21 protein-coding genes and 1 tRNA gene are annotated in these 25,630 nt (G+C 75.5%); 4 read left to right on the top strand and 18 right to left on the bottom strand.

Going from position 1 to position 25,630, the window contains the following annotated elements; genetic code table 11:
* Positions 1 to 54: 54 nt before the first annotated feature.
* The 3 genes from ACFVXN_RS05560 to ACFVXN_RS05550 are packed head-to-tail and all read right to left on the bottom strand — an operon-like array spanning position 55 to position 4,183.
* Positions 55 to 432, bottom strand: coding sequence for a hypothetical protein (locus tag ACFVXN_RS05560; RefSeq protein ID WP_389228584.1), 378 nt, complete (start codon positions 430 to 432; stop codon positions 55 to 57).
* Positions 429 to 2,453, bottom strand: a complete 2,025-nt coding sequence (locus tag ACFVXN_RS05555) for an ABC transporter ATP-binding protein (protein WP_389228581.1) — start codon at positions 2,451 to 2,453, stop codon at positions 429 to 431. Before ACFVXN_RS05555 ends, ACFVXN_RS05560 begins: the two co-directional genes overlap by 4 nt.
* Positions 2,450 to 4,183: an ABC transporter ATP-binding protein gene (locus ACFVXN_RS05550; RefSeq protein WP_389228578.1), complete on the bottom strand. Its 1,734-nt coding sequence runs from the start codon at positions 4,181 to 4,183 to the stop codon at positions 2,450 to 2,452. Before ACFVXN_RS05550 ends, ACFVXN_RS05555 begins: the two co-directional genes overlap by 4 nt.
* A 386-nt stretch (positions 4,184 to 4,569) precedes the next feature.
* Between ACFVXN_RS05550 and ACFVXN_RS05545 the strand changes: the two genes are divergently transcribed.
* Positions 4,570 to 6,756, top strand: a complete 2,187-nt coding sequence (locus ACFVXN_RS05545; RefSeq protein ID WP_389228574.1) for a peptidoglycan-binding protein — start codon at positions 4,570 to 4,572, stop codon at positions 6,754 to 6,756.
* A 31-nt stretch (positions 6,757 to 6,787) separates the two neighbouring features.
* On the opposite strand, the gene ACFVXN_RS05540 is transcribed toward ACFVXN_RS05545, so the two are convergent.
* Positions 6,788 to 7,303 carry an SRPBCC family protein gene (locus tag ACFVXN_RS05540; RefSeq protein WP_389228571.1) on the bottom strand — a complete coding sequence of 172 codons (516 nt, stop codon included), beginning with the start codon at positions 7,301 to 7,303 and terminating at the stop codon, positions 6,788 to 6,790.
* A 220-nt stretch (positions 7,304 to 7,523) separates the two neighbouring features.
* Here ACFVXN_RS05540 and ACFVXN_RS05535 point away from each other — a divergent pair, with 220 nt between their 5' ends.
* Entirely contained in the window at positions 7,524 to 10,277 is a 2,754-nt protein-coding gene (locus tag ACFVXN_RS05535; protein WP_389228568.1) for a LuxR C-terminal-related transcriptional regulator, read from the top strand.
* Positions 10,278 to 10,537: 260 nt separating this feature from the next.
* Complete coding sequence (locus ACFVXN_RS05530) at positions 10,538 to 11,536, top strand: NAD(P)-dependent alcohol dehydrogenase (RefSeq protein WP_389228565.1); 999 nt, start codon at positions 10,538 to 10,540, stop codon at positions 11,534 to 11,536.
* 99 nt (positions 11,537 to 11,635) lie between these two features.
* Here the strand turns inward: ACFVXN_RS05530 and ACFVXN_RS05525 are convergent, their stop codons facing one another.
* Entirely contained in the window at positions 11,636 to 12,427 is a 792-nt protein-coding gene (locus ACFVXN_RS05525; RefSeq protein ID WP_389228561.1) for an SDR family NAD(P)-dependent oxidoreductase, read from the bottom strand.
* A gap of 104 nt (positions 12,428 to 12,531) precedes the next feature.
* Here ACFVXN_RS05525 and ACFVXN_RS05520 point away from each other — a divergent pair, with 104 nt between their 5' ends.
* Complete coding sequence (locus ACFVXN_RS05520) at positions 12,532 to 13,050, top strand: MarR family winged helix-turn-helix transcriptional regulator (protein ID WP_389228558.1); 519 nt, start codon at positions 12,532 to 12,534, stop codon at positions 13,048 to 13,050.
* A 40-nt stretch (positions 13,051 to 13,090) separates the two neighbouring features.
* Here the strand turns inward: ACFVXN_RS05520 and ACFVXN_RS05515 are convergent, their stop codons facing one another.
* The 13 genes from ACFVXN_RS05515 to ACFVXN_RS05455 all read right to left on the bottom strand — a co-directional run bounded on the left by ACFVXN_RS05515 (position 13,091) and on the right by ACFVXN_RS05455 (position 25,626).
* Positions 13,091 to 14,164, bottom strand: a complete 1,074-nt coding sequence (locus tag ACFVXN_RS05515; RefSeq protein WP_389228555.1) for a hypothetical protein — start codon at positions 14,162 to 14,164, stop codon at positions 13,091 to 13,093.
* Positions 14,165 to 14,326: 162 nt separating this feature from the next.
* A tRNA-Pro gene (locus ACFVXN_RS05510) sits at positions 14,327 to 14,400 on the bottom strand.
* A gap of 48 nt (positions 14,401 to 14,448) precedes the next feature.
* Positions 14,449 to 15,711 (bottom strand): MFS transporter, encoded by a 1,263-nt coding sequence (locus tag ACFVXN_RS05505; protein ID WP_389228552.1) that lies wholly within the window; start codon positions 15,709 to 15,711, stop codon positions 14,449 to 14,451.
* Positions 15,708 to 16,355 (bottom strand): GntR family transcriptional regulator, encoded by a 648-nt coding sequence (locus ACFVXN_RS05500; protein WP_389228547.1) that lies wholly within the window; start codon positions 16,353 to 16,355, stop codon positions 15,708 to 15,710. Before ACFVXN_RS05500 ends, ACFVXN_RS05505 begins: the two co-directional genes overlap by 4 nt.
* 83 nt (positions 16,356 to 16,438) lie before the next feature.
* On the bottom strand, positions 16,439 to 17,560 hold the full coding sequence (locus ACFVXN_RS05495; protein ID WP_389228544.1) for a hypothetical protein: 1,122 nt from the start codon (positions 17,558 to 17,560) through the stop codon (positions 16,439 to 16,441).
* Positions 17,557 to 19,125, bottom strand: a complete 1,569-nt coding sequence (gene der / locus ACFVXN_RS05490) for a ribosome biogenesis GTPase Der (RefSeq protein ID WP_389228541.1) — start codon at positions 19,123 to 19,125, stop codon at positions 17,557 to 17,559. Before der ends, ACFVXN_RS05495 begins: the two co-directional genes overlap by 4 nt.
* Positions 19,126 to 19,174: 49 nt before the next feature.
* On the bottom strand, positions 19,175 to 19,834 hold the full coding sequence (locus ACFVXN_RS05485; RefSeq protein ID WP_389228538.1) for a lysophospholipid acyltransferase family protein: 660 nt from the start codon (positions 19,832 to 19,834) through the stop codon (positions 19,175 to 19,177).
* The gene (gene cmk, locus ACFVXN_RS05480) at positions 19,831 to 20,562 is read right to left on the bottom strand and encodes a (d)CMP kinase (protein ID WP_389228535.1); all 732 of its coding nucleotides are present in this window, start codon (positions 20,560 to 20,562) and stop codon (positions 19,831 to 19,833) included. The genes ACFVXN_RS05485 and cmk overlap by 4 nt, the downstream gene beginning before the upstream one ends.
* Positions 20,559 to 21,701 carry a prephenate dehydrogenase gene (locus tag ACFVXN_RS05475; RefSeq protein ID WP_389228532.1) on the bottom strand — a complete coding sequence of 381 codons (1,143 nt, stop codon included), beginning with the start codon at positions 21,699 to 21,701 and terminating at the stop codon, positions 20,559 to 20,561. The genes cmk and ACFVXN_RS05475 overlap by 4 nt, the downstream gene beginning before the upstream one ends.
* Positions 21,698 to 22,432: a pseudouridine synthase gene (locus ACFVXN_RS05470; RefSeq protein ID WP_389228529.1), complete on the bottom strand. Its 735-nt coding sequence runs from the start codon at positions 22,430 to 22,432 to the stop codon at positions 21,698 to 21,700. The genes ACFVXN_RS05475 and ACFVXN_RS05470 overlap by 4 nt, the downstream gene beginning before the upstream one ends.
* A 773-nt stretch (positions 22,433 to 23,205) precedes the next feature.
* Positions 23,206 to 23,877: an SMC-Scp complex subunit ScpB gene (locus tag ACFVXN_RS05465; protein WP_389228525.1), complete on the bottom strand. Its 672-nt coding sequence runs from the start codon at positions 23,875 to 23,877 to the stop codon at positions 23,206 to 23,208.
* Entirely contained in the window at positions 23,874 to 24,776 is a 903-nt protein-coding gene (locus tag ACFVXN_RS05460; RefSeq protein ID WP_389228522.1) for a segregation and condensation protein A, read from the bottom strand. Before ACFVXN_RS05460 ends, ACFVXN_RS05465 begins: the two co-directional genes overlap by 4 nt.
* Positions 24,760 to 25,626 carry a ParA family protein gene (locus tag ACFVXN_RS05455; RefSeq protein ID WP_389228519.1) on the bottom strand — a complete coding sequence of 289 codons (867 nt, stop codon included), beginning with the start codon at positions 25,624 to 25,626 and terminating at the stop codon, positions 24,760 to 24,762. Before ACFVXN_RS05455 ends, ACFVXN_RS05460 begins: the two co-directional genes overlap by 17 nt.
* Positions 25,627 to 25,630: the final 4 nt, after the last annotated feature.

The following is a 25,630-nucleotide window of genomic DNA, read 5'->3' as shown; positions in this document are numbered from 1 at the left end:
AACGCGCCTGGATCCGGGACCCCGGACTCAGGCGCGTCCTGCCATCTCGACGGCTCAGCGGCGGCGGTCGACCAGGGCGGCCGTGCCGGCGGCGAGGACCGCGGCCGCCAGCAGCACCGCCGGCCAGGGGCCGAGCGCCGGCGCCGCGACGTGCGACGCCGCGAAGCACAGCGCCCCGAGCACCACCACCGCGGCGACCCGCGACCAGCCTGCCGCGGGCAGGGCGCGCCACGCGCACCAGACGACGCCGACCACGAGCACGGCGCCACCGACCCCGCGCACGTGCGTGACCTGGACCGCGGCGAACGCCACGACCAGCGTCACCGCGGCGAGCACGGCCGTCGGCACCCCGGCCAACGGCCCGCGGGCGCGCCGGGCCGGCACCGACCGGTCGGTCTGCGGGCCGGTGCCCAGGCCCGTCGCACCCGTCACTCGGCGTCCTCCCCGACCAGCGCGCCCGCGAACTGCGACTGGTAGAGCCGGTGGTACGCCCCGCCCGCCGTGATGAGCTCGTCGTGCGTGCCCTTCTCGACGATCGCCCCGTGCTCCATGACGAGGATCAGGTCCGCGTCGCGGATCGTCGACAGCCGGTGCGCGATGACGAAGGACGTGCGTCCCTGCCGGAGCGACGCCATCGCCTGCTGCAGCAGCCGCTCGGTGCGGGTGTCGACCGAGGACGTCGCCTCGTCGAGGATCAGCACCGACGGCTGCGCGACGAACGCCCGCGCGATGGTCAGCAGCTGCTTCTCCCCCGCGGACAGGTTGGCGGCGTCCTCCTCCAGCACGGTGTCATACCCGTGCGGGAGCGAGTGCACGAACCGGTCCACGTAGGTGGCCTGCGCCGCGGCGAGGATCTCGTCGTCGGTGGCGGTCTGCCGGCCGTAGCGGATGTTCTCCCGGATGGTGCCGGCGAACAGCCACGGGTCCTGCAGCACCATGCCGGTCCGCGACCGGGCGTCGTGCCGGCTGAGCGTCGCGATGTCCTGGCCGTTGACCAGGATGCGGCCGCCGTCCAGCTCGTAGAACCGCATCAGCAGGTTCACCAGCGTCGTCTTGCCGGCGCCGGTCGGGCCGACGATCGCGACCGTCTGCCCGGGCCGGACCGTGAACGACAGGTCGGTGATGAGCGGGGCGTCCGGGCTGTACGAGAACGCGACGTGCTCGAACTCGATCGTCCCGTCGCCCTCCGCCGGCTTCGGGGCGTGCGGGTCGTCGGCGCGCTGCTCGTCCTCGTCGAGCAGCTGGAACACCCGCTCGGCGGAGGCGGTGCCGGACTGCACGACCGCGGCCATGCCGCCGAGCTCGGAGAGCGGCTGCGTGAACATCTGCGCGTACTGGATGAACGCCTGCACGCTGCCGAGCCGCAGCGACCCGTTGGCGACCATGAGCCCGCCGAGCACCGCGATGCCGACGTACGTGAGGTTGCCGACGAACGACATGCCCGGCCAGATGATCCCGGACAGGAACTGCGCCTTGAACGACGCGCGGTAGAGCTCCTCGTTCTCCGCCTTGAACCGGTCGGCGAAGTCCTGGCGGCGGCCGAACACCTTGACCAGCGCGTGCCCGGAGAACGACTCCTCGACGCGGGCGTTGAGGCGCCCGACCTTGCGCCACTGGGTGCCGAACGCCTTCTGCGACTTCGGCCCGATGACGCCGAAGATCACGCCCATCAGCGGGATCGAGACCAGGGCGACGAGCGCCAGCTGCCAGGAGATCGAGAACATCATGACCATCACGCCGATGACCGTGAGGATCGACGTCAGCGCGGTGGACAGCGACTGCTGCATCGTCTGCGTGATGTTGTCGATGTCGTTGGTGACCCGGGAGATCAGCTCACCGCGCTGCACCTTGTCGAAGTAGGCCAGCGGCAGCCGGTTGATCTTCGCCTCGACCTGCTCGCGCAGCCGCCACATGGCGCGGACCATGATGACGTTGATGATGTAGCCCTGCAGCCAGGTGAGGAACGCCCCGGCGACGTAGAGCGCGAGCACGGTCAGCAGCAGCCGGCCGAGCAGGTCGAAGTCGATGCCGGCACCCGGCACCAGGCCGTCGACCGCCTCGATCATCGCCGCCATCCGGTCCTGGCCGTCGGCGCGCAGCGCGGCGACGGCCTGGTCCTGCGTGACGCCGTCCGGCAGCTGCCGGGACAGGAACCCGGTGAACACCGCGTCGGTGGCCCGCCCGAGGATCCGCGGCGCGAGCACCGTGAGCACCACGCCCGCGGACCCGAGCACCGTGACCAGGATCAGCGCCACCCGGTACGGGCGGAGCAGCCCGATCATCCGGCCGAACGACTCCTTGAAGTTGTCGGCCTTGCCCGGCGCGACCGAGTCCCAGGAGTCCGACGCGATCCGCGCCTGCTCCCCGAGCTCGATCTCGAGCTTCTCGTCCTCGGTGAGCTCCGGCTCCTCGACCTGCGCGCGCTGGCCGCGCCTCGTCGTCTTCTCGGTCATGCGCCGGCCTCCACCGCGAGCTGGGACTCCGCGATCTCGCGGTACGTCTGGTTGGTCTCGAGCAGCTGCTCGTGGGTGCCGAGCCCGGCGACGCGGCCGTCCTCCAGCACGAGGATCGCGTCCGCGGAGGTCACCGTGGACACGCGCTGGGCGACGACGACCTTGGTGACCTCGGGCAGCTCCCGCCAGAGCGCCGCGCGCAGGCGCGCGTCGGTCGCGAGGTCGAGGGCGGAGAACGAGTCGTCGAACACCAGCACGCTGGGCCGGCGCACGATCGCGCGGGCGATGGCGAGCCGCTGACGCTGGCCGCCGGACACGTTCGTGCCGCCCTGGGCGATCCGCGCGTCCAGGCCGCCGTCCATCTGCTGCACGAAGTCGCTCGCCTGGGCGATCTCGAGCGCGCGCCACAGGTCGGCCTCGCTCGCGTCCTCCTGACCGAGGCGCAGGTTCGACGCCACCGTCCCGGCGAACAGGAACGGACGCTGCGGCACGAGGCCGATCTGCGTCCAGAGGGTCTCGAGCTCCAGGTCCCGCACGTCCACGCCGCCGACGCGCACGACGCCGCCGGTCGCGTCGAACAACCGCGGGATGAGCGAGACCAGCGTCGTCTTGCCCGCGCCGGTCGACCCGATGACCGCGACGGTCTGCCCGGGCTCCGCCGTGAACGTGACGCCCGACAGCACCGCGTGCTCGGCCTCGGGGTAGGCGAACGTGACGTCCTCGAACGCGACCTCCCCCGGGCGGGGCGCGGTGCGCACCGGCTCCGTGGGCTCGGCGAGCGTGGACTCGCTGGCCAGCACCTCGGAGATGCGCTCGGCTGAGACGGCCGCGCGCGGGATCATCACCGTCATGAACGAGGCCATGAGGACGCCCATGAGGATCTGGCCGATGTACTGCATGAAGGCGAGCAGCGTGCCGATCTGCACCGAGCCGTTGTCGACCTCGATGCCGCCGAACCAGATCACGCCGACCACGGTCACGTTGAGCACCAGCATCGCGAGCGGGAACAGCACCACGAACAGCGAGCCGATCTTCCGGCCGACGACCATGATGTCGGTGTTCGCGCCGCGGAACCGCTCCTGCTCGATGTCCTCGCGGACGAACGCGCGCACGACGCGCACGCCCGTCAGCTGCTCGCGCATGATCCGGTTGACCGCGTCGAGCTTGGTCTGGAACGACCGGAACAGCGGGACCATCCGGCTGATGATCAGCCCGGCGATCAGGAGCAGGGCCGGCACGGCGACGGCGATCAGCCACGACAGCCCGACGTCCTGCCGCAGCGCCATGATGATGCCGCCGACGGCGAGCAGCGGGGCGGTGACCAGCATGGTCGCGCCCATCATCGCCAGCATCTGGACCTGCTGGACGTCGTTGGTGTTGCGCGTGATGAGCGAGCCGGCGCCGAACCGGGAGATCTCCCGCTCGGAGAACCCGCTGACCCGGCCGAACACGTCGTCGCGCAGGTCGCGACCGACCTGCATGGCCGCGCGGGCCGCGAAGTAGGTGGCGATGACCGCCGCGACGATCTGCCCCAGCGACACGGCGAGCATCAGCGCACCCGTGCGCCAGATGTAGCCGGTGTCGCCGAGCGCGACGCCCTGGTCGACGATCTTCGCGTTCAGGCTGGGCAGGTACAGCATGGCCAGGGCCGATCCCAGCTGGAACACCAGCACGCCGACGAGCAGCCGGCGGTAGGGGCGCAGGTAGCGCGTCAGCAGTCGGGCGAGCACACGGGTCTCCAGGTGGGTCGGGGGGCATGGCGGGTCGACGCGCGGCGAGGCGCGACGGTGACGGCCGCGCGGGGGCGCGGCGCGTGATCGGCAGGACCGAGAGTACGCACCGGGTCCGACACTCAGCGTCCCCTTTTCGACGGAGCCCGCCACCCACCTAGTGGCGCCTCGCGCCGGTCCCGACGGACCAGCACCGGGTGGTGCGGTGCGGCGCCGAACGGGTGAATCCCAGCCGCCCGTCGCCACCGCCCGGCAGAACTCCCGGTGCCGGGTGCGCGTGGGGTGCCAGAGTGCGCCTGCGGATGCTGTGCGTCCGCTGTCCCGGGCCTGTGACCAGCGGGGGCAGGAGACGACCGACGCCGGTACCCGGCAGGAAGGCACCACCGATGTCCGCACGTACCACCCGCCTCAGCTCCGCCGTGGTGAGCGCCGCGCTCGTCGCGGCGACGACCGGCGGCCTCGCCGCGCCGGCGACCGCCGCACCGGCCGGACCTGGCGACGGCTCCCCCGCCGACTCCGTGCCCGCCGACCCCGTGCCCGCCGACTCGGTGCCCGCCGACTCCGTGCCCGCCGACTCCGTCGCCGCCGACCCCGTCCCCGCGGCTGGCGGCCCCACGGCGAGCGCCGTGGACGAGGTGGACGACGTCACCGGTCCCGGCATCGTCGGTACCGGGTCGCTGGTCGGCACCGCCTGGACGCAGGAGCTCGCCGCCGACGAGGACGTCGTCGGCTGGTGGTACGCGGTCGACGGCGCCGGGCGGACGATGACCACCGGCGACGACGCCCGGCACGCCCGCGTCGTGCTCGACGGCCTGCCGGTCGGCCTGCACCTGCTCACCGTCTGGGCGCTCGACGCCGCGGGCAACGAGGGCTCCGCCACCTGGACGGTCGAGGTGCCCGCACCGGCACCCGCGTCGCCCCGGGTCGAGAGCAGCGGATCGCTGAGCAGCGAGACCCCGTCGTTCACGTTCCGCGCGGTCGACCGTGACGTCGTCGCGTGGACGTACGAGCTGGACGGCGGCCCCGTGACGCCGTTCGCCGCGGTCGACGACGGGCGTGCGGAGCTGCGCCTGCCCGGCCTGCCGGTGGGCCCGCACACGATCCAGGTCACGGCCAGCACCGCGGCGGGGGGCGTGACGCGGCTGCCGTTCTCGTTCGTCGTGCAGGCGCCGGCGCCCGCACAGGACGGCCCGCCCGTCGGGTGGGGCGGCGGCGTCGAGGACGGCGCCTGGGTGTGGGGCTTCGGTGCGGAGGACGAGGACGTCGTCCGCTGGACCTACGCCGTCGACGGCGGCGCCGTCACGCGGATCCCCGGCGCCGACGCGCGCCGGGCGTCCCTGCGCCTGGAGGGCCTCGCGCACGGCAGCCACGTCCTGACGGTCTGGGCGCAGAACGCCGCGGGCGAGGTGACCCGGATCGAGGACCTGTTCCAGGTGGACGTCCCGGGGCACGGCGGCCCGCGGATCGGCTCCGGCGGGGGGCTCGAGCCGGACGGCACGTGGGTGTGGGGCTACGGGGTCGAGGACGGCAGCGCGCCGGTCGCGACCTGGGAGTACTCGCTCGACGGGTCCCCGCGGTACGGCATCGCCGACGCGGACGCCGGGCGGGCCGAGCTCCGGCTCGCCGACCTGCCGCCCGGCCGGCACGTCCTGTCCGTGTGGGCCACCGACGGCGCCGGCGCGTCCACGGTCGTCGTCTGGGCGTTCGACGTCGACGGTGGGGGCCCGGACACGGCGGCGCCGCAGCTCGTCGACACCACCCGGACCCTCGAGGCCGGTGCCTGGACGTTCCGCTACGTGGTGGACGAGACGGTCGGGCGGTGGGCGTACCGGCTCGACAACGGAGCCGAGACCGAGTTCACCGGGACCGACGCCCGCTCGGCCGTCCTCCGCTTCGGCGGCCTGCAGCCGGGTCCGCACGACGTCGTCGTCTCGATGTCCGACCTCGCCGGGAACACCAGCACGTACCGCTGGGTGTTCGACGTGGCGGGCGCGCCGGACCCCGGCCCGACGCCCGGCCCCGTCGTCCCCGACCCGCTCACACCCCGCCCGACCGGGCCCGTGACCCCGACGACACCGGCGCCGGTCCCCGCGACGCCGGCGCTCCGCGCCGACGCGATCCCGGCGTCCCGGATCGCGCGCGGCGTCGCCCGCGGGCAGTCCGGCCCGTCCGTCGCCCTGATCCAGCGGCTGCTCGGGGTGACGGCGGACGGCCGGTTCGGGCGGCAGACCGCAGCCGCCGTCCGCGCGTTCCAGCGGACCCACGGGCTCGTCGCGGACGGCATCGTCGGGCCGCTCACCTGGGCCGCGCTCGTCGACGTCGCCAACGGTGGCTCGGGCGTGTCCGCGATCACGGCCGCGTCCGTGCCGCAGGCCCTCGTGCTGCGCGGTGTCCGCCAGGGCGCCCGCGGGCAGGCCGTGGCGACGATCCAGCGCCTCGTCGGCGCCCCGGCCGACGGGCGCTTCGGGCCACGGACGCGCGCCGCGGTGCTGGCGTGGCAGCGGGCGCACGGGCTGGTGGCGGACGGCGTCGTGGGCCGCCGGACCTGGGCCGCCCTGGCGTCGCAGCGCTGACCTCCTGCCGCACCTGCGCCGGGGGGACGCCTCAGTCCGCGCCCCCCGGCGCCGGCAGCGCCGCGTAGTGCTCGACGAGCACCGGGTGGTAGTCGGCGAAGTCGATCGCGTCCGGGTCGCCGCCGGTCTCGGCGGCGACCAGCCGGTCCAGGTAGTACTCCCACCCGGGCCCGATGTCACCGAGCGCCGCGGCGTCGTGCACCACCTGGGCGAAGCTCAGGGTCGACCCCGCACCGGCGGCCGACACGACGAGCTCGAGCTCCCACACGCCCCACGGGTTCACGCTGCGCACCGCGAGCCGACGCGGCGGTTCGCAGGCCAGCACCTCGTAGGTGGACTCGGAGACGTCGTCGCCCTCGGCGGTCATCCGGACGGCGACGCTCCCCGACGCGGGGTCGCCGGACCAGGTGGCGATCCACCGGGCGAGCCGGTCGGGCTCGGTGACCGCGGCCCAGAGCTCGCGCGGCGGGATCGGCAGCGTCCGGTCGAGCACGAGCACGTCGGTCCCGTCGCGGTCCTCGCGGCGTCCGGTGGGCTGGACGGTCATGGTGCCTCCTGGGTGGGTCGGGACCGCCACTGTGGCACCGACCGACCCACCGCCACCAGACCCGGGCTCCCGCCCGACCGTCCGCTGCGGTCACCCCTGCCGCGCCGGCCCGCGGGAGGCTACGGTCGGCCGCGACCGGCAGCGCGTCGGCTCGGTGAGGCGGAGAGAGGCGGTGCGAGGCGGTGCGAGGCGCGCTCACCAGGGCTGACGGGAGACGGCGATGACCGACATCGTGCTCGACGGCAAGATCCGCGCGCCCCGGCAGCGCCGCGACGCCGTCGACCGCCCCCGGCTCCTGCAGCGGCTGGCCGACGCCACCCGCACGCCGCTGACGGTCGTGTCCGCGCCCGCCGGGTTCGGCAAGACGACGCTGCTGACCCAGTGGCTCGCGACGCAGCCGACGGCGGGCGGGGCCGCCTGGGTGTCGCTGGACGCCTCGGACGACGACCCCGTCGTGTTCTGGCGGTACGTGGTCGCCGCCGTGCACGTCGTCCGGCCGCAGGTGGCCGCCCGCGCGCACGACCTGCTGACCGCGGGGCGGTCCTCGACGGACGCGGTGCTGGCGGTGCTGCTGAACGACCTCGCCACCCTCGACCAGGACCTCGTCGTGGTCCTGGACGACGCGCACACCGTCACCTCGCCGGAGGTGCGTGACCACCTGGCGGTGTTCCTCGAGCGCCTGCCCGACCGGGTGCACGTCGTCATCGCGGGCCGCAGCGACCCGGCGCTGCCGCTCGCCCGCCGGCGCGCCGGCGGCGACCTGCTCGAGATCCGTGCCGACGACCTGCGCTTCACCCTCGGGGAGGCGACGACCTACCTCGGGGACGTGAGCGGTCTCGGTCTGGACGCCGACGCCGTCGCGCTGCTCGAGGACCGGACGGAGGGGTGGATCGCCGCGCTGCAGCTCGCCGCGCTGTCGATGCGCGACCGCCCCGACCTGCCCGGTTTCATCGCGGGGTTCGCAGGCGACGACCGGTTCGTCGTCGACTACCTGGTCGAGGAGGTCCTGTCCCGACAGCCGGAACCGGTCCGCCGGTTCCTCCTGCGGACCAGCGTCCTCGCCCGGATGGAGGCGTCCCTGTGCGACGCCGTCGTCGACCAGGGAGGCTCGCGGGCGGTCCTGGCCGCACTCGAACGCGACAACCTCTTCGTCGTCCCGCTCGACGACCGTCGCCACGCCTACCGCTACCACCACCTGTTCGGCGACGTGCTGCGCGCGCGGCTCCTCGACGAGGAGCCCGGCTTGGTCGTGGACCTCCACGCCCGGGCCAGTCGCTGGTACGAGACGCACGGCGACCCGGACGAGGCCTTCCGTCACGCCCTGGAGGCCGGGGACGTCGAGCGCGCAGCGGACCTGCTGGAGGTCGCCGTCCGCGCGCTGACCCGGGACCGGCGGGAGGCGACGGTGCGGGCGCGGATGGCGGCGATCCCCGACGAGGTCCTGCGGCTGCGGCCCGTGCTCCACCTCGGGTACGTCGCCGCGCTCATGGCCCGCGGCGAGATCGCGGAGGTCGACCGCCGCCTCACGGAGATCGGGCACTGGCTCACCGCGGACGACCGCGACCCCGCGGACGTCGCGGAGCACCCGGTCGTGGTCGACCGCGAGGCGTTCGCGCAGCTGCCGGGCGGCGTGGCGGTCTACCGCGCGGCCCGCACCCTGCTCACCGGCGATGTCACCGGGACGATCGAGCACGCCCGGCGCGTGCTGGACCTCGTCCGGGAGGACGACCACGTGCTGAGGGGAAGCGCGTCCGGTCTGCTGGGACTCGCCCACTGGCACCGCGGCGAGCTCGCGGCGGCCGAGCGGCTGTACCACGACGCCATCGGCCACCTCCGCCGGGCCGGGAACCTCTCCGACGCCCTGGGGTGCTCCCTGGCGCTGGCGGACATCCAGCAGACCGCGGGGCGGCTGGACGACGCGCGCACGACCTTCGAGGAGGGTCTGCGCCTCGGAACGACCCCGGACCCGCCGCTGCGAGGTACCGGCGACCTGCACGTGGGCCTCGCCCGCGTCCTCACCGAGACGGGCGACCTCACCGGAGCGGTCGCGCACCTCGAGGCCGCTCAGGAGCTCGGCGAGCACGCGGGGCTGCCGCAGAACGCCTACCGGTGGCGGCTCGAGTCCGCCCGCGTCCGCGCGGCCCAGGGTGACGTCCCTGCGGCGCTGCAACTGATCGGCGAGGCGGAGGGGGTCTTCACCACCGACTTCTCCCCCGACGTGCGCCCGCTGCCGGCCGTCCGGGCGCGGCTGCACCTCGTCCAGGGCGACCTGGGGTCCGTCGCCGCCTGGGCACGCGGCGCGGGCGTGGGCACGCAGGACGCCCCGTCGTACCTGCGGGAGTACGAGCACCTCACCCTCGTGCGTCTCCACCTGGCACGAGCACGCGCGGGCCAGGTGGATCACCTCGACGACACCGTCGCCCTCCTCGGGCGACTGGAGGTGGCCGCGCTCGACGGCGGCCGCACCGGCAGCGTCGTCGAGATCCTCGCGCTCCGTGCCCTCGCCCTCCAGGCCGCCCGCGAGGACCGCGCAGCGCTCGCCGCCCTGGCCCGGGCCGTCGAGCTCGCGGCAGCGCACGGCTTCGTGCGGGTGTTCCTGGACGAGGGCACCCCGGTGCTCGTGCTGCTCCAGCACCTGGCGAGGCGCGCCGACGCGCCCGACCACACCCGTCACGTCCTCGCCGTCGCCCGGGGGACGGCTCCCGCCGGGGCGCGCGGGCGGGCCGCTCTCCCGGTCGCGCCGCCACGGACCCCCGTCGAGGCGCTCACCGCACGCGAGCTGGACGTCGTCCGGCTGCTCGCCTCGGACCTCGGCGGACCCGAGATCGCGCGGGAGCTGGTCGTGAGCATCAACACCGTGCGGACCCACACCAAGAGCATCTACGCCAAGCTGGGCGTCACGAGCCGCCGGGCCGCGGTCCGGCGCGCGCGGGAGCTCGGGTTCCTCGGCGTCGCCGGGGGCGACCCCCGCTAGCAGGTCGCTCCGACGCCGTCCCCGTCGTCCGGGATCACCACCGGTGATCACCACCCGACTCACCCAGCATGGTGATCCGCACCCACCCACGCCCTGCCTAGCGTGCGAGGACTCCGCATCTCGACAGGCAGGACGAGCAGCATGCGCACACCACCCGGCCGGCGACCTCGACCGAAGGACACGGTGGCCACGGGCTTCCGGCCCGTACCGATCCTGGCCGTGCCGGTCGCGACCCCGGCGCCGTCCCCGGCGGTGACCCGGTGAGGGCCGCGACGTACCGCCGCTTCGGCGGCCCGGACGTCGTCCGCGTCGAGGACGTCCCCGTCCCCACGATCGGGGACCGCGACGTCCTGGTCCGGGTGCACGCCTCGACGGTGAGCGCCGCCGACCGCCGTGCGCGCAGCCTCGACGTCCCCGCCGGCCTGCGGCTGCCCAGCGCCCTGGCCCTGGGCGTCCGGCGCCCGAGGCGTCCTGTCCTCGGCATGGACATCGCCGGCACCGTCGTGGCCGCCGGCGCGGGCGTCACCCGCTTCCGCGTGGGCGACGACGTCATCGCGATGCTCGGCGCCGCGTTCGGCGGCCATGCGGAGTACGCCGTCGTCGACCAGGACGCCGCTGTCACCGCCGCGCCGGCGACGCTGGGTCCCGTGGACGCCGTCACGCTCGTCTTCGGCGGCATCACAGCGCGCGCCTTCCTGCGCCAGGTCGCCCTCCCACCGGGTGGGCGGGTCCTCGTCAACGGCGCGTCCGGGGCCGTCGGGACCGCGATGGTGCAGCTCGCCGAGGCCGCCGGCGCGCACGTCACCGCGGTCTGCAGCGGAGCCAACGCCGACCTGGTGACCCGCCTCGGCGCCGACCGCGTCGTGGACTACCGCACCGACGACTTCACCACGCACGAGGCCACCTACGACGTCGTCGTCGACTGCGTGGGCAACGCCCCGTTCACCCGCGTGCGGCACCTCCTCGCCCCGGGCGGTGCGCTGCTGCTCGTCGTCGCCGACCTCGCCGGCCTGCTGTCCGCCCCGTGGCACAGCCGCCGCACCGGTCACCCGGTCGTCACCACCCCCGGCACCTACCGCGCCGAGGACCTGGCCCACCTCGTCCACCTCGTCGACGCTGGGCACTACCAGCCGGTCCGCGAGACCACCGTGGACCTCGACGACATCGCCGACGCCCACCGCCTGGCGGACACCGGCCACAAGCGCGGCAACGCCGTCGTCCGGATCGGGCCGGGCCGGCACGAGCCCGCTCCGGGGTGAGGAGAGGGCGCCTCCGGGGCTGGCGGAGGCGGTCGCGACCAGCCCCCGCCCGACGTCGGTGCTGCGTCCGCACGCGACCCCGCGCGAGGCCCCGCCGCCTCACAGCAGCGTCGTGAGCACCCCGCCGTCGGCCCGCAGCGCGGCACCGTTCGTCGCCGACGCGCGCGGGCTCGCGAGGTACACGACGAGGGCGGCGACCTCCTCCGGCTCGAGGAACCGCTGCAGCAGCGAGGTGGTGCGCGCGGCGGCGAGGTCGCCCTTGAGCTGCTCCTCCGGGACGCCCTGGGCGCGGGCGAACCCGGCGACGGTCCCCGCGACGCCGTCCGAGTACGTCGGCCCGCCGAGGACGGTGTTCACCGTGACGCCGGTCCCGCGGGTCATCTTGGCCAGGCCGTTGCCGAGCGCGATCATCCCGGCCTTGGTCACGCCGTAGTGCGTCATGTCCGCGGGGACGTCCACCCCCGACTCGCTGCTGATGAGCAGCACCCGACCCCAGCCGCGGGCCAGCATCGGGCCGAGCAGCCGACGGGTGAGCCGGACGCCGCTCATGAGGTTGACGTCCAGGTACCGCCGCCAGTCGGCGTCCGTGATCCGGTCGAACGGCGCCACGTCGAAGACGCCCACGTTGTTCACCAGGACGTCGACGTCGCCCAGCCGGTCGAGGAGGTCCTCGACCTGCGCGGCGTCCGCGAAGTCCGCGGGGATGCCGGAGACGACCGCCTCGGGCACCTCCCCGCGCAGCCGGTCGACCGCGCTGCGCACCCGGTCCTGGTCGCGCCCGTTGACGACGACCTCCGCGCCCTCGCGCAGCAGGGCCTGCGCGATGGCGAACCCGATGCCCTGCGTCGACCCGCTCACGAACGCCCGCTTGCCTGCTAGTCCCAGATCCACGCGTCCTCCTCCGGCGACCTCGCGAGGCCGCATTCACTTGCTCAGTCAAGTCATCGTAGGTGGCGATGACTTTCCCGATCAAGTGAACGGACTACGCTGGCCCCATGACGGATCCGCAGACCGCCGCCGAGCTGACCGGGGAGGACCTGGAGACGTGGTCCGCCCTCGCGACCGTCCTGGAGTGGCTGCCGCCGGCCCTCGACGCCCAGCTGCAGCGGGACGCCGGCCTCACGCACTTCGAGTACGGGATCCTCTACGCCCTGGACCGGGCCCCCGAGGGCACGTTGCGGATGAGCGTGCTCGCGGACTACGCGAACAGCTCGCTGTCCCGGCTGTCCCGCGCCGCGACCCGGCTCGAGTCGCGGGGGTGGCTCCGCCGGACGCCCGACCCCGCGGACGGACGGTTCACCCTCGCCGTGCTCACCGCCGCGGGCCGGCGCACCGCCGAGGAGGCGGGCCCGGGGCACGTCCGCCACGTGCGCCGGCTGGTGCTGGACCGCCTCACCCCGGCCCAGAACCGGCAGCTGCGGGACATCAGCCGGCTCATCGCCCAGGGCATCCGCGCCGAGGGGGCGTACCAGCCCGCACCGGCGCCCGTCGACAGGGCACGACCCGGGGGATGAACCGCGCAGGACCGTGACGGCGACGGTGCGCGAGCGGGCGTCACGCCCCCAGCGCCTCCGCGCGGGCGAGCAGCACCGGTCGCGGCGGGCGCGCGGTGCGCAGCACGTCGAGCACGGTCCGCCCCTTCGCGACGACGACCGAGGTGTCGAGGCCCGGCGCGGCCAGCAGCGCGTCGTACAGCGGCCCGAGCCGGTCCTCCGGGGCGTTCCCCTGTCCGGCGAGCAACGTCAGCGGCACGGCGCCGTCGGCCTGCTGCGCGTTGCCGTCGGCCCCCGCGGCCAGCAGCGCCGCGACCACGCCGGCGTCGCGCACCGGGTCCCGGTCGCCCGAGCGGTCGAGCGCGAGGTGCAGCGGGGTCTCCCCGGCCCGGTTGCGCACCGTGACGTCCGCCCCGTCCGCGAGCAGCCGCGGCACGAGCTCGGTGCGCGCGTCCAGGTCCGGGTTGCGGAGCACCGCGTGCAGCAGGGTGTCGCCGCTGCCCGGCTCGACCGAGGTCGCGTCCGGGGCGGAGTACACCGCCAGGACCTCGTCCAGCCGCTGCCAGGTCGCGGTCTGCGTCAGCGGCTCCCCGACCGGGACCGCGTCCATCCGCTCCAGGTACGCCATCACGTGCTCGAAGAGCTGCGGCCGCCGGAACCGGTGCAGCCGCGCCGCGTCCAGGACCGAGCGGCCGCGGCGGCCGGGGTCGAGGAGCTCCAGGCCGGGCTGGTCGAAGAAGGCCCGGTAGTACGGCTCGTGCTCGGCAGGCGAGAGCTTCGGGTGGTCGACCTCCTCGACGGGCCGGCGCAGGTGCCGACCCGCCTCCCGGTTCGGGTCGGCGCCGGCGGCGATCAGGTGCCGCACCAGCCCCGGGTCGACCTCCGGGTCCCGGGCGCGCTGCCCCAGCAGGACGTGCAGCACCGTGTAGCCCTCGTCCAGGACCACGGCGGCGTCCGCACCGTCGTCCACCAGCCGACGCACCATGAGCGCACGGGTCGCCGGGTCCCGGTTCGTCAGCGCGTCCGGGAGCAGGGTCCGCCCGCGGTCGTCGGCGTACGTCGGCCAGGTGGCCGCGTCGTACACGGCCTCGAACTCCGCTGAGGTCGCCCGCTTCAGCCAGAACCCCGACACCACCACGTGAGCCTCCGCACCCCGAGCGCGACGCCGACGGGCGGACCGCCCGCGGCCGCTCCACCGTACGCGGGCCGAGACGCGCGCGAGCACTGAGCCACCCCGGACAGGGAGAAGGCCGCCTCCGGTGTTCCGGAAACGGCCTCTGACCTGCGACACGATGTGTCGGGCTGACAGGATTTGAACCTGCGACCCCTTGACCCCCAGTCAAGTGCGCTACCAAGCTGCGCCACAGCCCGATGGTCCTCGGAAGGACCTCGGTGGCCCCCGCAGGAGCCTCGGAAACTCTACCGCATCCGCAGGGCTGCCTCGTCCCCCACCGGCAGGTGGGCGCGCCACGCGGCGGCGACCACCACCAGGCAGACCCCGGCGACCCCGACCCCGGCGACGAACATCTGCGGGTAGGCCCACCGCGTGGAGAGCCACGCGAGGACCGCCGGGACGAAGAACCCGAGGTACGCGGCCGAGTAGTAGACGGCGGTGAGCCCGGCGAGGTCGGAGGGCGTCGCGATGCGCTGCACCTCGGACAGCCCGGCGACCAGCGCGAGCCCGTACCCGGCGCCGAGGACCGCGGCGGCGAGCAGCACGACCGGCAGCGCCAGCGTGCGGGACGCCCACGCGGCGAGCCCCATGCCGACCACGAGGATGACCAGCGCCACGACCGACGCGCGGGCGCTGCGGTGCGTGTCGACCAGCCGGCCGAGGGTCTGCACGCCGAACCCGACGGCGAGGGTGACCACGGTGAGCAGCGCGGAGAACGCGATCGGCATGCCGCCGGCGTGCTCGCGCATCAGGCCGGGCAGCACCGCGTACGCGGACCCCACGGCCCCGAACACCCAGGGCGCGAGCGGCAGCACGACGCGCAGGAACCGCCGGTGCGCGACGGCCGGGACGCGCAGGTCGTCCCGCAGCCGACCCCGGTCGCCGGTCGGTCGGCGGGTCTCCGGGACCGCCAGCACCCCCAGGCCGGCGACGACGGTCACGACCGCGTGCACGAGGTAGGGGGTGCCGGTGCGCCACGGGCCCCACTGCGCGAGCACCCCGGCGAGCCCGGCGCCGACCAGGAACCCGGCGGTGAGCGCGAGCGACGCGCGGCGCGCCCCGGCACGTGGTTCGCCTGCCGCCGCGCACAGCTCCGCGACCCAGGTCGTGCCCACGGCCATCACGAGCCCGAGGGCGAGCCCCGAGAGCACCCGCCCCGCGGCCAGCGCGGGCACCGACGCGGGGCCGAGGGCGAGCACCAGCGACCCCACGATCCCGAGCGGCGCGGCGGGCAGCAGCAGCGGCCGGCGGCCGTACCGGTCGGACAGCGGACCGCCGACCAGCAGCGCGGGCACGATCCCGAGCACGTACGCGGCGAGCAGCACGTTCACGGTGAGTGCGGACAGGTGGCTGACCTCGCGGTACATCACCAGCAGCGGCGTGAACTCGTTGCCGCCCCACGCGACCGCGCACATCAGCGCCCCGACCCGCAGCCAGGTGCGGGCGCCGGGGGTCGTGGTGCCGGCGCCCGGCGTCGCAGCGGCCGCGTCGGCGGTCACGGCGGTCACCGGCCCGCGCCCGGGAGGTGCGCGTCGTGCAGGTGCGCGCGCAGCACGGTCCGGAAGCCCGCTGCGTCGCCGGCCTCGACGGCGGCGACCAGCGCCTCGTGCTCGGCGACGAACCCGGGCGCCCGCTCCCCCGCCGCCCCGACGGACAGCGCGATCATCCGCCGCTGGCGCTCGCGCAGCGTGGCGGCGAACTCCGTGAGCACCGCGTTGCCGCCCGCGGCGACGAGGGCGAGGTGGAACGCGCTGTCGTGCTCGGCGTAGGCGTCGAGGTCGCCGGCGCGGACCGCGGCCCGTTGCCGGTCGAGGAGGGCGCGCAGCCCGGCGACGAGCGCGTCGCGCGTGTCCGGGGTCGCGACGGCGACCTCGACCGCGTGCCCCTCGAGCAGCAGCCGGGCGTCGACGACCGCCTCGGCCTCGCCCGGGGCGACGGGCACCACCAGGGCGCCGCGCCGCGGGAACAGCCGCAGCCAGCCCTCGGCAGCCAGCCGGAGGAACGCCTCGCGGACCGGCGTGCGGCTGATCCCGAGCTCGGCGGCGACGTCGCCCTCGCTCAGCATCTCCCCCGCCGGCAGGCGCCCGGACAGCAGCGCGTCCTTCACGTGGGCGTAGGCGGACTCCGCGGCGGGCGGCGTGAGCGTGTTCATGGTGACTACATGTATCTCAGTCGCATCTCATCCCGGGCACGCGTCCAGCCACTGGGACGGGCGAGGGTCGCGGACCGGACGGCTCAGCGGTCGGTCGCGGCCGGCTCCGTGGCGCGCGCCGCCTCCTCGGCCGCGCTGCCGTCGCCGTCGTCGCGGCCCCGCAGCACGTCGAGCTCGGCCGCGACCAGGCCCAGCAGCAGCAGGTCGACCACGAGCCCGGACACGGCGCTCCACTGGTCGATCCGGAACAGGAAGATCTGGGTCAGCAGCAGGTTCACCAGGACCGCACGGCGGAACCACTCGTACCCGCGCCGCCGGTCCGTCCCGACCAGCCGCAGCCCGACGGCCGCGCAGACCAGCGCCAGCGCACCACTCGCGATCATCCCGACCTCGGCCCACCACGGCAGGTCCGCACCCTGCGCGATCAGCACCACGCCCCGGCCGACCGTGTAGAGCGTCGCGACGGCGAGCACCGCCACGGTCACCCGCGGCAGCCAGCGGACCCGCACGACACGGCGCGACACCGTCACCACGGCCTGCGAGACCGCGCTGATCGGGTCCGGCAGCTCGCGCGCGTCGTCCTCGACCACGTCGAGCAGCGCGCGCACCTCCGCGGCGCCCCGGACGTCGCCCGCCGCCTGCGCCAGCTCGCGCGCGTGCCGGCGGGCGCGGGTCGAGAACCCGCCCGCCAGCCCCGCGACCGCGAGGTCCGCCGCGGCGGCCAGCGTCTCGTGCGGGTCCCGCGCCCGGCGGCCGTGGATCGCCTCGCCGAGCAGGACCAGGAACACGACCACCACGTAGATCAGCGACGCCGTGGGCTCGAAGAAGTAGTCGTTGTCCGACGTGACGAACTTGCCGATCTCGTCGATGAACAGCCCGAACCCGATCCCGCCGACCAGCGCCGCCAACGGGCGCACCACCGGCCCGGCCCAGGACAGCGCGCCGACCACCGCCAGGGCCATCAGCAGGCCGCCCCAGAGGACGTGCGCGACGTGCAGGCCGCCGCCCCCGACCTGGGGGTAGCCGGACAGCGCGAGCAGACCGCGCGTCACCAGCACCGTCAGCACGGTGACGGCCAGGAACCCGGCGACGTGCCGGGGCCCCGCGGGGTCGCGCGGCAGCCCGAGCACGAGCACCGGCGACCGCCGGGCCGCGCGCGGCCCGACCGCACCCCCGCCGGGACGCCGCGCGGCCTCGCGGCTCACCGCTTGCGCTTCTCCCGGACGCGCACGGAGATGGAGATCGGCGTGCCCTCGAACCCGAACGTCTCGCGCAGGCGACGCTCGATGAACCGCCGGTACCCGGCCTCGAGGAACCCGGACGCGAAGATCACGAACCGCGGCGGCCGCGTCGAGGCCTGGGTCGCGAACAGGATGCGGGGCTGCTTGCCGCCGCGCAGCGGGTGCGGGTGCGCCGCGACGAGCTCGCCGAGGAACGCGTTGAGCTTGCCGGTCGGCACGCGGGTGTCCCACGACTCGAGCGACCGCGTGAGCGCCGGCACCAGGCGGTCGGTGTGCCACCCGGTGCGGGCGGAGATGTTGACGCGCGGCGCCCAGGTGATCTGGACGAGCTCCTTCTCGATCTCCCGCTCCAGGTAGGGGCGGCGGTCCTCGTCCATGAGGTCCCACTTGTTGTACGCGATCACCAGCGCGCGACCTGCGTCGATGACCTGCTGGATCACGCGCGTGTCCTGCTCGGTCAGCGGCTGCGAGGCGTCGAGGAGCACGACGGCCACCTCGGCCTTCTCGATCGCGGCCTGGGTGCGCAGCGAGGCGTAGAAGTCCGCGCCGGACGTCTGGTGCACGCGGCGACGGATGCCGGCGGTGTCGACGAACCACCACGGGATGCCCTTGAGCTCGACGAGCTCGTCGACCGGGTCGCGGGTGGTGCCGGCGACGTCGTCCACGACCACGCGGTCGGTGCCGAGCACCTTGTTGAGCAGCGAGGACTTGCCGACGTTCGGGCGACCGACCAGCGCGACGCGCCGCGGACCACCCGGACGGGCGGCGCCGTGCGCGGACACGCGCGGCAGCGCGGCCATCGCCGCGTCCAGCAGGTCGCCGGTGCCGCGGCCGTGCAGCGCGGAGACGGGGTGCGGCTCGCCGAGGCCGAGGCTCCACAGCTCGGACGCGTCGGCCTCGACCCGCGGGCCGTCGACCTTGTTGGCGCACAGCACGACCGGCTTGCCGGACCTGCGGAGCAGCTTCACGACGCGCTCGTCGGTCGCGGTCGGCCCGACGGTGGCGTCCACGACGAACAGCACGGCGTCGGCCAGCGAGATCGCGACCTCGGCCTGCTCGGCGACGCGCGCCTCGATGCCGGCGACGTCGACCTCCCAGCCGCCGGTGTCGACCAGCGTGAACCGGCGGCCGGCCCACTCCGCGGGGTACGACACGCGGTCGCGGGTGACGCCCGGCTTGTCCTCGACGACGGCCTCGCGGCGGCCGAGGATGCGGTTCACGAGCGTCGACTTGCCGACGTTCGGGCGTCCGACCACGGCGAGCACGGGCAGCACGACGTGCTGGCCGAGCTCGTCGAGGTCCTCGAGGTCGCCCGAGAGCAGCGCGACGTCCTCCTCGGCGAGGTCGTACTCCTCGAGGCCCGCGCGCAGGGCGCGCTCGCGGGTGGCGTCGTCCGCCGCCTCGGTGGTCACGTCGGTGCCGTCGAACGGCTCGGCCTCCGTGGTGCCGGCGCCCTCCGCGGCGAGGTCGACGACCTCGTCCTCGAGGGGTCCGGTGGTGGTCGGCTGGGCCGGCTCGCTGTCATGCATGGGCACCATTGTCCCCGACGGCGGGCCCTCGATCGACCGCGACCCGGCGTCAGTCCGTCGGCAGCGTGATCCGGGCCCGCCCGGAGGCCTCCGTGACGAGCGCGGACAGCGCCAGGCGGATGGTCTCGGTGGCCGCGACGACCGCGGCCCGGCGGGACTGGCCCTCGACCGGCTCGAGCCGGACGGGCTCCCCCAGCTCGACGTGCACGCGTCGGCGCAGCCCCGGGACGTGCCCGACGGACTCGCCGGTGCGCCGGGTCCCGAGGATCGCGACCGGGACCACCGGCGCGTGCCCGTTCACCGCCAGCCAGGCGATGCCCGCGCGCGCCGACGACGCGTCCCCGCGCCCCCGGTTGCCCTCGGGGAACACCCCGACCGCACCGCCCGCCTGCAGCACCCCGAGCGCCGTGGTCAGAGCGGAGCGGCCACCGGCGCGGTCCACGGGGATCTGCCGCGCCCCGCGCAGCACCATCCCGACCGGGCCGGTGAACATCTCCTCCTTGACCAGGATGTGCACCCGCCGCGGCGTGACCCCCTCGAGGATCGGCCCGTCGACCACGCTGGTGTGGTTCGCGGCGAACAGCACCGGGCCCGTGGCCGGGACGCGCTCCGCCCCGACGACACGCGTGTCCCAGACACCGTGCGCCAGGACCCGCCCGATCGCGCGCGCCCAGGCCGGGACCTCGCCGAGCGGCTCCGCCGTGGTCACGCGTGCAGGGACGTGGCCTGCGCCACGACGTCGAGCACCGCCTGGACGGTCTGGTCCAGGTCGAGCTCCGAGGAGTCCACCGTCACCACGCCGTCGGCGGCGACCAGGAATTGGGACACCGTCGAGTCCTCGGCGTCGCGGCGCACCACCTGGTCGCGGGTCGCCTCGACCGCGGCGGCGTCGGCCGTGCCGTGCACCTCGCGGGCGCGCCGGGCCAGCCGGGCCTCCTCGCTGGCGATCAGCAGCAGCCGGACGTCGGCGTCGGGCGCGATCACCGTCGTGATGTCCCGCCCCTCCGCGACGATCCCGCGGCCGCCCGAGAACGACGACGACGCCGCCTGCGCCGCGATCTCGGCCCGCTGCCGGCGACCGAGCTCCGCCCGCACCTCGAGGTTCGTCGCGACCGCGCTCACCGCGGCGGAGATCGCGGTCTCCCGGATCGCCGCGCCGACGTCGTGCCCGTCCACGTGCACCCCGGGGTCGCGGGGGTCGACGCCCATCACCAGCGGCATCTCGCGCACGAGCGTCGCGACCGCGTCGGTGTCCGTCAGCGGGACGCCGCGGTGCAGCGCCCACCAGGTCGCGGCGCGGTACATCGCGCCCGTGTCGAGGTACGCCAGGCCGAGGCGCTCGGCCACCAGCCGGGACACCGTCGACTTGCCGGAGCCCGAGGGCCCGTCGACCGCCACCACCACGGGGCGCACCCCGTGCTCGTCGCGCGTGCTCATCTCACCAGTCTCCATCCGCGGGCCGTCAGCTCCGCCTCCAGGTGCGCCGAGCGCGCAGGGTCCACCGACACCGCGGCCATGCCGGCGGGTCGGCCCGCCGCGTGCTCGAGCTGCAGGTCCTCCAGGTTCACGCCCGCCGCGCCGACGTCCGTCAGCAGCCGGCCGAGCTCGCCGGGCTGGTCCGGGACCAGCACCGTCGTCACCGCGTAGCGGCGCGGTGCGCCGCCGTGCTTGCCGGGCACCAGCGCCACGCCGGCGTTGCCGTCGGCCAGCAGCCGGGCCAGCCGAGCGAGGGCGCCGAGCTCCACGTCCTCCGGGCCCGTGGCGCGCGCCGCGCCGTCGAGGGCCGCCAGCACCTCGTCCAGGTCGGTGCGCAGCCCCACGAGGACGTCGCGCACCGCCGCCGCGTTCGCCGCGAGGATCGACGTCCACAGCGCCGGGTCCGACGCCGCGATCCGCGTCACGTCGCGCAGGCCCTGACCGGCGAGCCCCAGGGCGTCGGGCTCGGCGCCGCGCAGCCGCGCGGCCACCAGGCTCGCGGCGACCTGCGGCACGTGCGACACGGCCGCCACCGCCGCGTCGTGCGCGTCGGCGTCCATCGTCACCGGCACGCCGCCGAGGTCGGTCGCCAGCGCGCGCACCGCGAGCAGGGCGTCGGGCCGGGACTCCCCCGAGTCGACGACCACCCACGGGCGGCCCACGAACAGGTCCGGCACCGCCGCTGCCGGGCCCGAGCGCTCCCGCCCGGCCATCGGGTGCGACCCGACGTACCGGGTGAGGTCGGCACCCGCCGCGCGCAGCTCGCGCAGCACGTACCCCTTGACGCTGGCGACGTCCGTGACGACCGCACCGGGGTGCGCGGCCAGCTCGGCGCGCACCACGTCCGCCGTCACGTCCGGCGGCGCGGCCACCAGCACCAGGGCGGGCTCCGCGTCGCCGTCCGCCGCCGGGCGGCCCGCGCCGACGTCGCGCGCCAGCGCCAGGGCCGTCCGGGACGGGTCGTGCAGGGTCACCTCGACGCCGCGGGTGCTCAGCGCGAGCCCCACCGACGCGCCGAGGAGCCCGGTGCCGACGACGCGGACGGGGCCGCGCGTGGCGACCCCGCCCGCACCTGCGGCGGTCGTGGCGGACGTGCTCACATGCCCGCCGACGTCATCAGCGACCCGACCTCCGCCTTGCCGAGCACGCGGGTGCGGCCCTGGCGGAGGTCGCCCAGCTTGATCGGGCCGATCTGCGTGCGCAGCAGGCGGGTCACGGGGTGCCCGACCTCCTCGAGCAGCCGGCGCACGACGCGGTTGCGGCCCTCGTGCAGCACGATCTCGACCATGCTCGCCTGCGGCGTCTGGTCGACCAGCCGGAACGAGTCCACCGCGACGACGCCGTCCTCGAGCTCGACGCCCTTGCGCAGCCGGGTGCCGATCCCGCCGGAGACGCGGCCCTCGACCGTCGCGAGGTACGTCTTGGCGACACCGTGGGACGGGTGCGACAGCCGGTTGGCCAGCTCGCCGTCGTTGGTCAGCAGGATCAGGCCCTCGGAGTCCGCGTCCAGGCGCCCGACGTGGAACAGCCGCTCCTCGCGGTTCTCGACGAACTGCGCGAGCGACGGCCGGCCCTCGGGGTCGTGCATGGTCGACACGACGCCCAGCGGCTTGTTCAGCGCCAGGGTGATGACGTTCTGGTCGAGCTGCAGCCGCAGGCCGTCGACGTGGATCACCGACGCCTTCGGGTCGACGCGCACGCCGAGCTCCAGGACGATCTGCCCGTCGACCTCGACGCGACCCGCCGCGATCAGCTCCTCGCACGCGCGGCGCGAGCCGAGGCCCGCCTGGGCGAGCACCTTCTGCAGGCGGACGCCCTCGGGGTCGTGCACGTCGACCGTCGGCTCCGAGCCCGTGCGGCGCGGAGCAGGGCGCGTCGGACCGGACGGCCACCGCGACCCCGGACGGCCGATACCGCCGGCGGGGCCACGCTGACCGGCACCGCTGCGGGGACCGCCGGCACCGCGCGAGCCCGCACCCTGCGGACGACCGGAGCCGCCACCGGACGCGCCGGCACCGCGGGACGGGCCCGCGCCGCGCGAGGGACCGCCGGGACGGCCCTGACCGCCGCCGCGGGACTCGCCGCCCTGCCAGCCGCCGCGCGACTCCCCGCCGCGGGGCGCACCACCGCGCGACTCACCACCCGACCAGCCACCACGCGACTCGCCGCCACGGGGCGCACCACCGCGCGACTCACCACCCGACCAGCCACCACGCGACTCGCCGCCGCGTGGCGCACCACCGCGCGACTCACCACCCGACCAGCCACCACGCGACTCGCCGCCACGGGGCGCACCACCGCGCGACTCACCGCCCGACCAGCCGCCGCCCGACGGCCGCCCGGCGCCCGAGGGCCGCCCGGCGCCCGAGGGCCGCCCGGGGCCGGAGGGTCGCCCGGCGCCGCCGGACCGCCCGCCGCCGTCGGACCACCCGGACCCGCCGGGCCGGCCGGAGCCGCCCGGTCGTCCCGCACCGCCGCCGGGCCGGCCCTGGCCGCCCCGTCCGGCACCGCCGGACCGGCCCGCCGCACCGCCGCCGGCCCCGCGCGCGCCGTTCCCGCCGCCCGCTCCGCCGCGGCCTCGGCCGCCCTGTCCTGCTGTACTCATCACACGTCTCCTGTCGTACCGTCGGCGCCGTCCAGCCCGTCGAACGCATCGATCTCGGGCAGGTACGGCGCTAGCGGGGGCAGCTCATCGAGGTCCGTGAGGCCCATCCGCTCGAGGAAGTATCCCGTGGTCCGGTACAAGACCGCACCTGTGGTCGGATCGGTGCCGCTCTCGGCCACCAGTCCGCGGGTGGTCAGCGTCCGGACGACGCCGTCCACGTTGACGCCGCGCACGCCCGAGACCTGCCCGCGCGTGACCGGCTGGCGGTACGCGATCACGGCCAGGGTCTCGAGCGCCGCCTGCGTGAGGCGGGCCGTCTGCCCGTCCAGCACGAAGCCGCCCACCACCTGGTGGAAGGCGGGGGCGGAGTAGATCCGCCAGCCGGCGCCGGCGTGCCGGAGCTCGAACCCGCGGGGCCGCCCGCCGCGCTCCCCGCGGTACTCGGCGGCGAGCTCGGCGAGCAGCGCGCCGACCCGCTCCGTGGGCAGGCCGAGCACGCTCGCGAGCCGGACGGCGGGCACGGGCTCGTCGGCGACCATGAGCACCGCCTCGAGCGCCGCGAGTGCGCCGCCGGGCAGGTCGTCGACGTCCGGCGCCGGCTCCTCGGGCACGAGTCCGGGCGCGAGCACCGGCTCGGCGGCGTCCGTCACCTGCGCGGTCGGGTCCGTCATCCGTCCTGCCCCTCCGTCGGCACCGGGGCGTCGTCGCCCTCGTCGTAGTCCGTGTCCACCGTCACCTCGTCGTCGCCCGCACCCGTCCACCGCACGGTCAGCTCGCCCAGCGGCTCGACCTGGTCGAACCCCACGGCCCCCTGCCGGAACAGCTCGAGCAGCGCGAGGAACCGGGCGACCACGAGCAGCGTCGACCCGGCGTCGACCGTCAGCGTCCGGAACGACGCCGGACCGCCCGACCGCAGCCGGTCGGCCAGCAGCGCCGCCTGCTCGCGGACGCTGACCGCCGGGGCGTGCAGGTGGCTGATGTCGACGTCGGGCGGAGGCGGTGCGGGCGCCAGGGCCTTCGCCGCCAGGGCCGCGAGCTCCTCGGGGCCGATCTGCCACACGAGCTCCGGCAGCATCGCGGCGAGGTGCGGCTCGAGCTGCACGGTGCGCGGGAACCGGCGGCCCTGGTCGGTCAGCCGGGAGCCGATGTCGGTGGCGACGACCTTGTACGCGCGGTACTGCAGCAGCCGCGCGAACAGCAGGTCGCGCGCCTCGAGCAGCTCGAGGTCCTCGGCGTCCTCGACGTCGCCCGCGGGCAGCAGGCGCGCGGCCTTGAGGTCCAGCAGGGTCGCGGCGACGACCAGGAACTCGCTCACCTGCCCGAGGTCCCAGGTCGGCCCGCCGTCCGCCGCGGACCGCTCGGCGGCCCGGATGTAGCCGATGAACTCGTCGGTGACGGTCGCCAGCGCCACCTCGGTGATGTCGAGCTTGTGCTTCGAGATCAGCCCCAGCAGCAGGTCGAACGGTCCGGAGAAGTTGTCCAGGTGCACGCGGAACGCGCCGTCGTCGACGGCTCCCGGCGCCGCGGTGTCGGTCCCGGTCGGGGCCGCCGTGTCAGGCGGCGTCGCCACGGGCGACGAGCTCCCGCGCCAGCTGCCGGTACGCGTGCGCGCCGGGGTGGGTCGGCGCGTAGGTGGTGATCGGCTCGGCGGCCACCGACGCGTCGGGGAACTTCACGGTCCGCCCGATCATCGTGTGCAGCAGCGTGTCGCCGAACGCCTCGTAGACGCGGGCGACGACCTCGCGGGCGTGCAGCGTCCGCGGGTCGAACATGGTCGCGAGGATGCCGTCGACCTCGAGGCGCGGGTTCAGCCGGTCGCGGACCTTCTCGATCGTCTCCACCAGCAGCGCCACGCCGCGCAGCGCGAAGAACTCGCACTCCAACGGGATGAGCACGCCGTGCGACGCGGTCAGCGCGTTGACGGTGAGCAGGCCCAGCGACGGCTGGCAGTCGACGAGCACCACGTCGTAGTCGTCCAGCACCGGCCGCAGCACGCGCGCCAGGATCGACTCGCGGGCGACCTCGCTGACCAGCTGCACCTCGGCGGCGGACAGGTCGATGTTCGCGGGCAGCAGGTCGAGCCCGGGGATCTCGGTGGGGCGGATGATCTCGCCCACCACCGCGTGCCGGTCGATCAGCAGGTCGTAGACCGTCCGGTCGAGCTCGTGCGGGTTCGCACCCAGGCCCACCGACGCGGCGCCCTGCGGGTCGAAGTCGACGATGAGCACCCGGCGGCCGTACTCGGCGAGCGCGGCGGCCAGGTTGATGGTCGTGGTCGTCTTGCCGACCCCGCCCTTCTGGTTGCACATCGCGATGACGCGGGCCGGGCCGTGCGACGCCAGGGGCGCGGGGACGGCGAAGTCCGGCAGGGGCCTGCCCACCGGGTCGAGAACGGTCTCGGTCGTCTCCTCGCGTGCCACCAGG

Origin of the sequence: Cellulomonas sp. NPDC058312 (assembly GCF_042880135.1) — a bacterium.
Lineage (GTDB): Bacteria > Actinomycetota > Actinomycetes > Actinomycetales > Cellulomonadaceae > Cellulomonas.
This window is presented reverse-complemented; position numbering and strand designations above follow the sequence as displayed.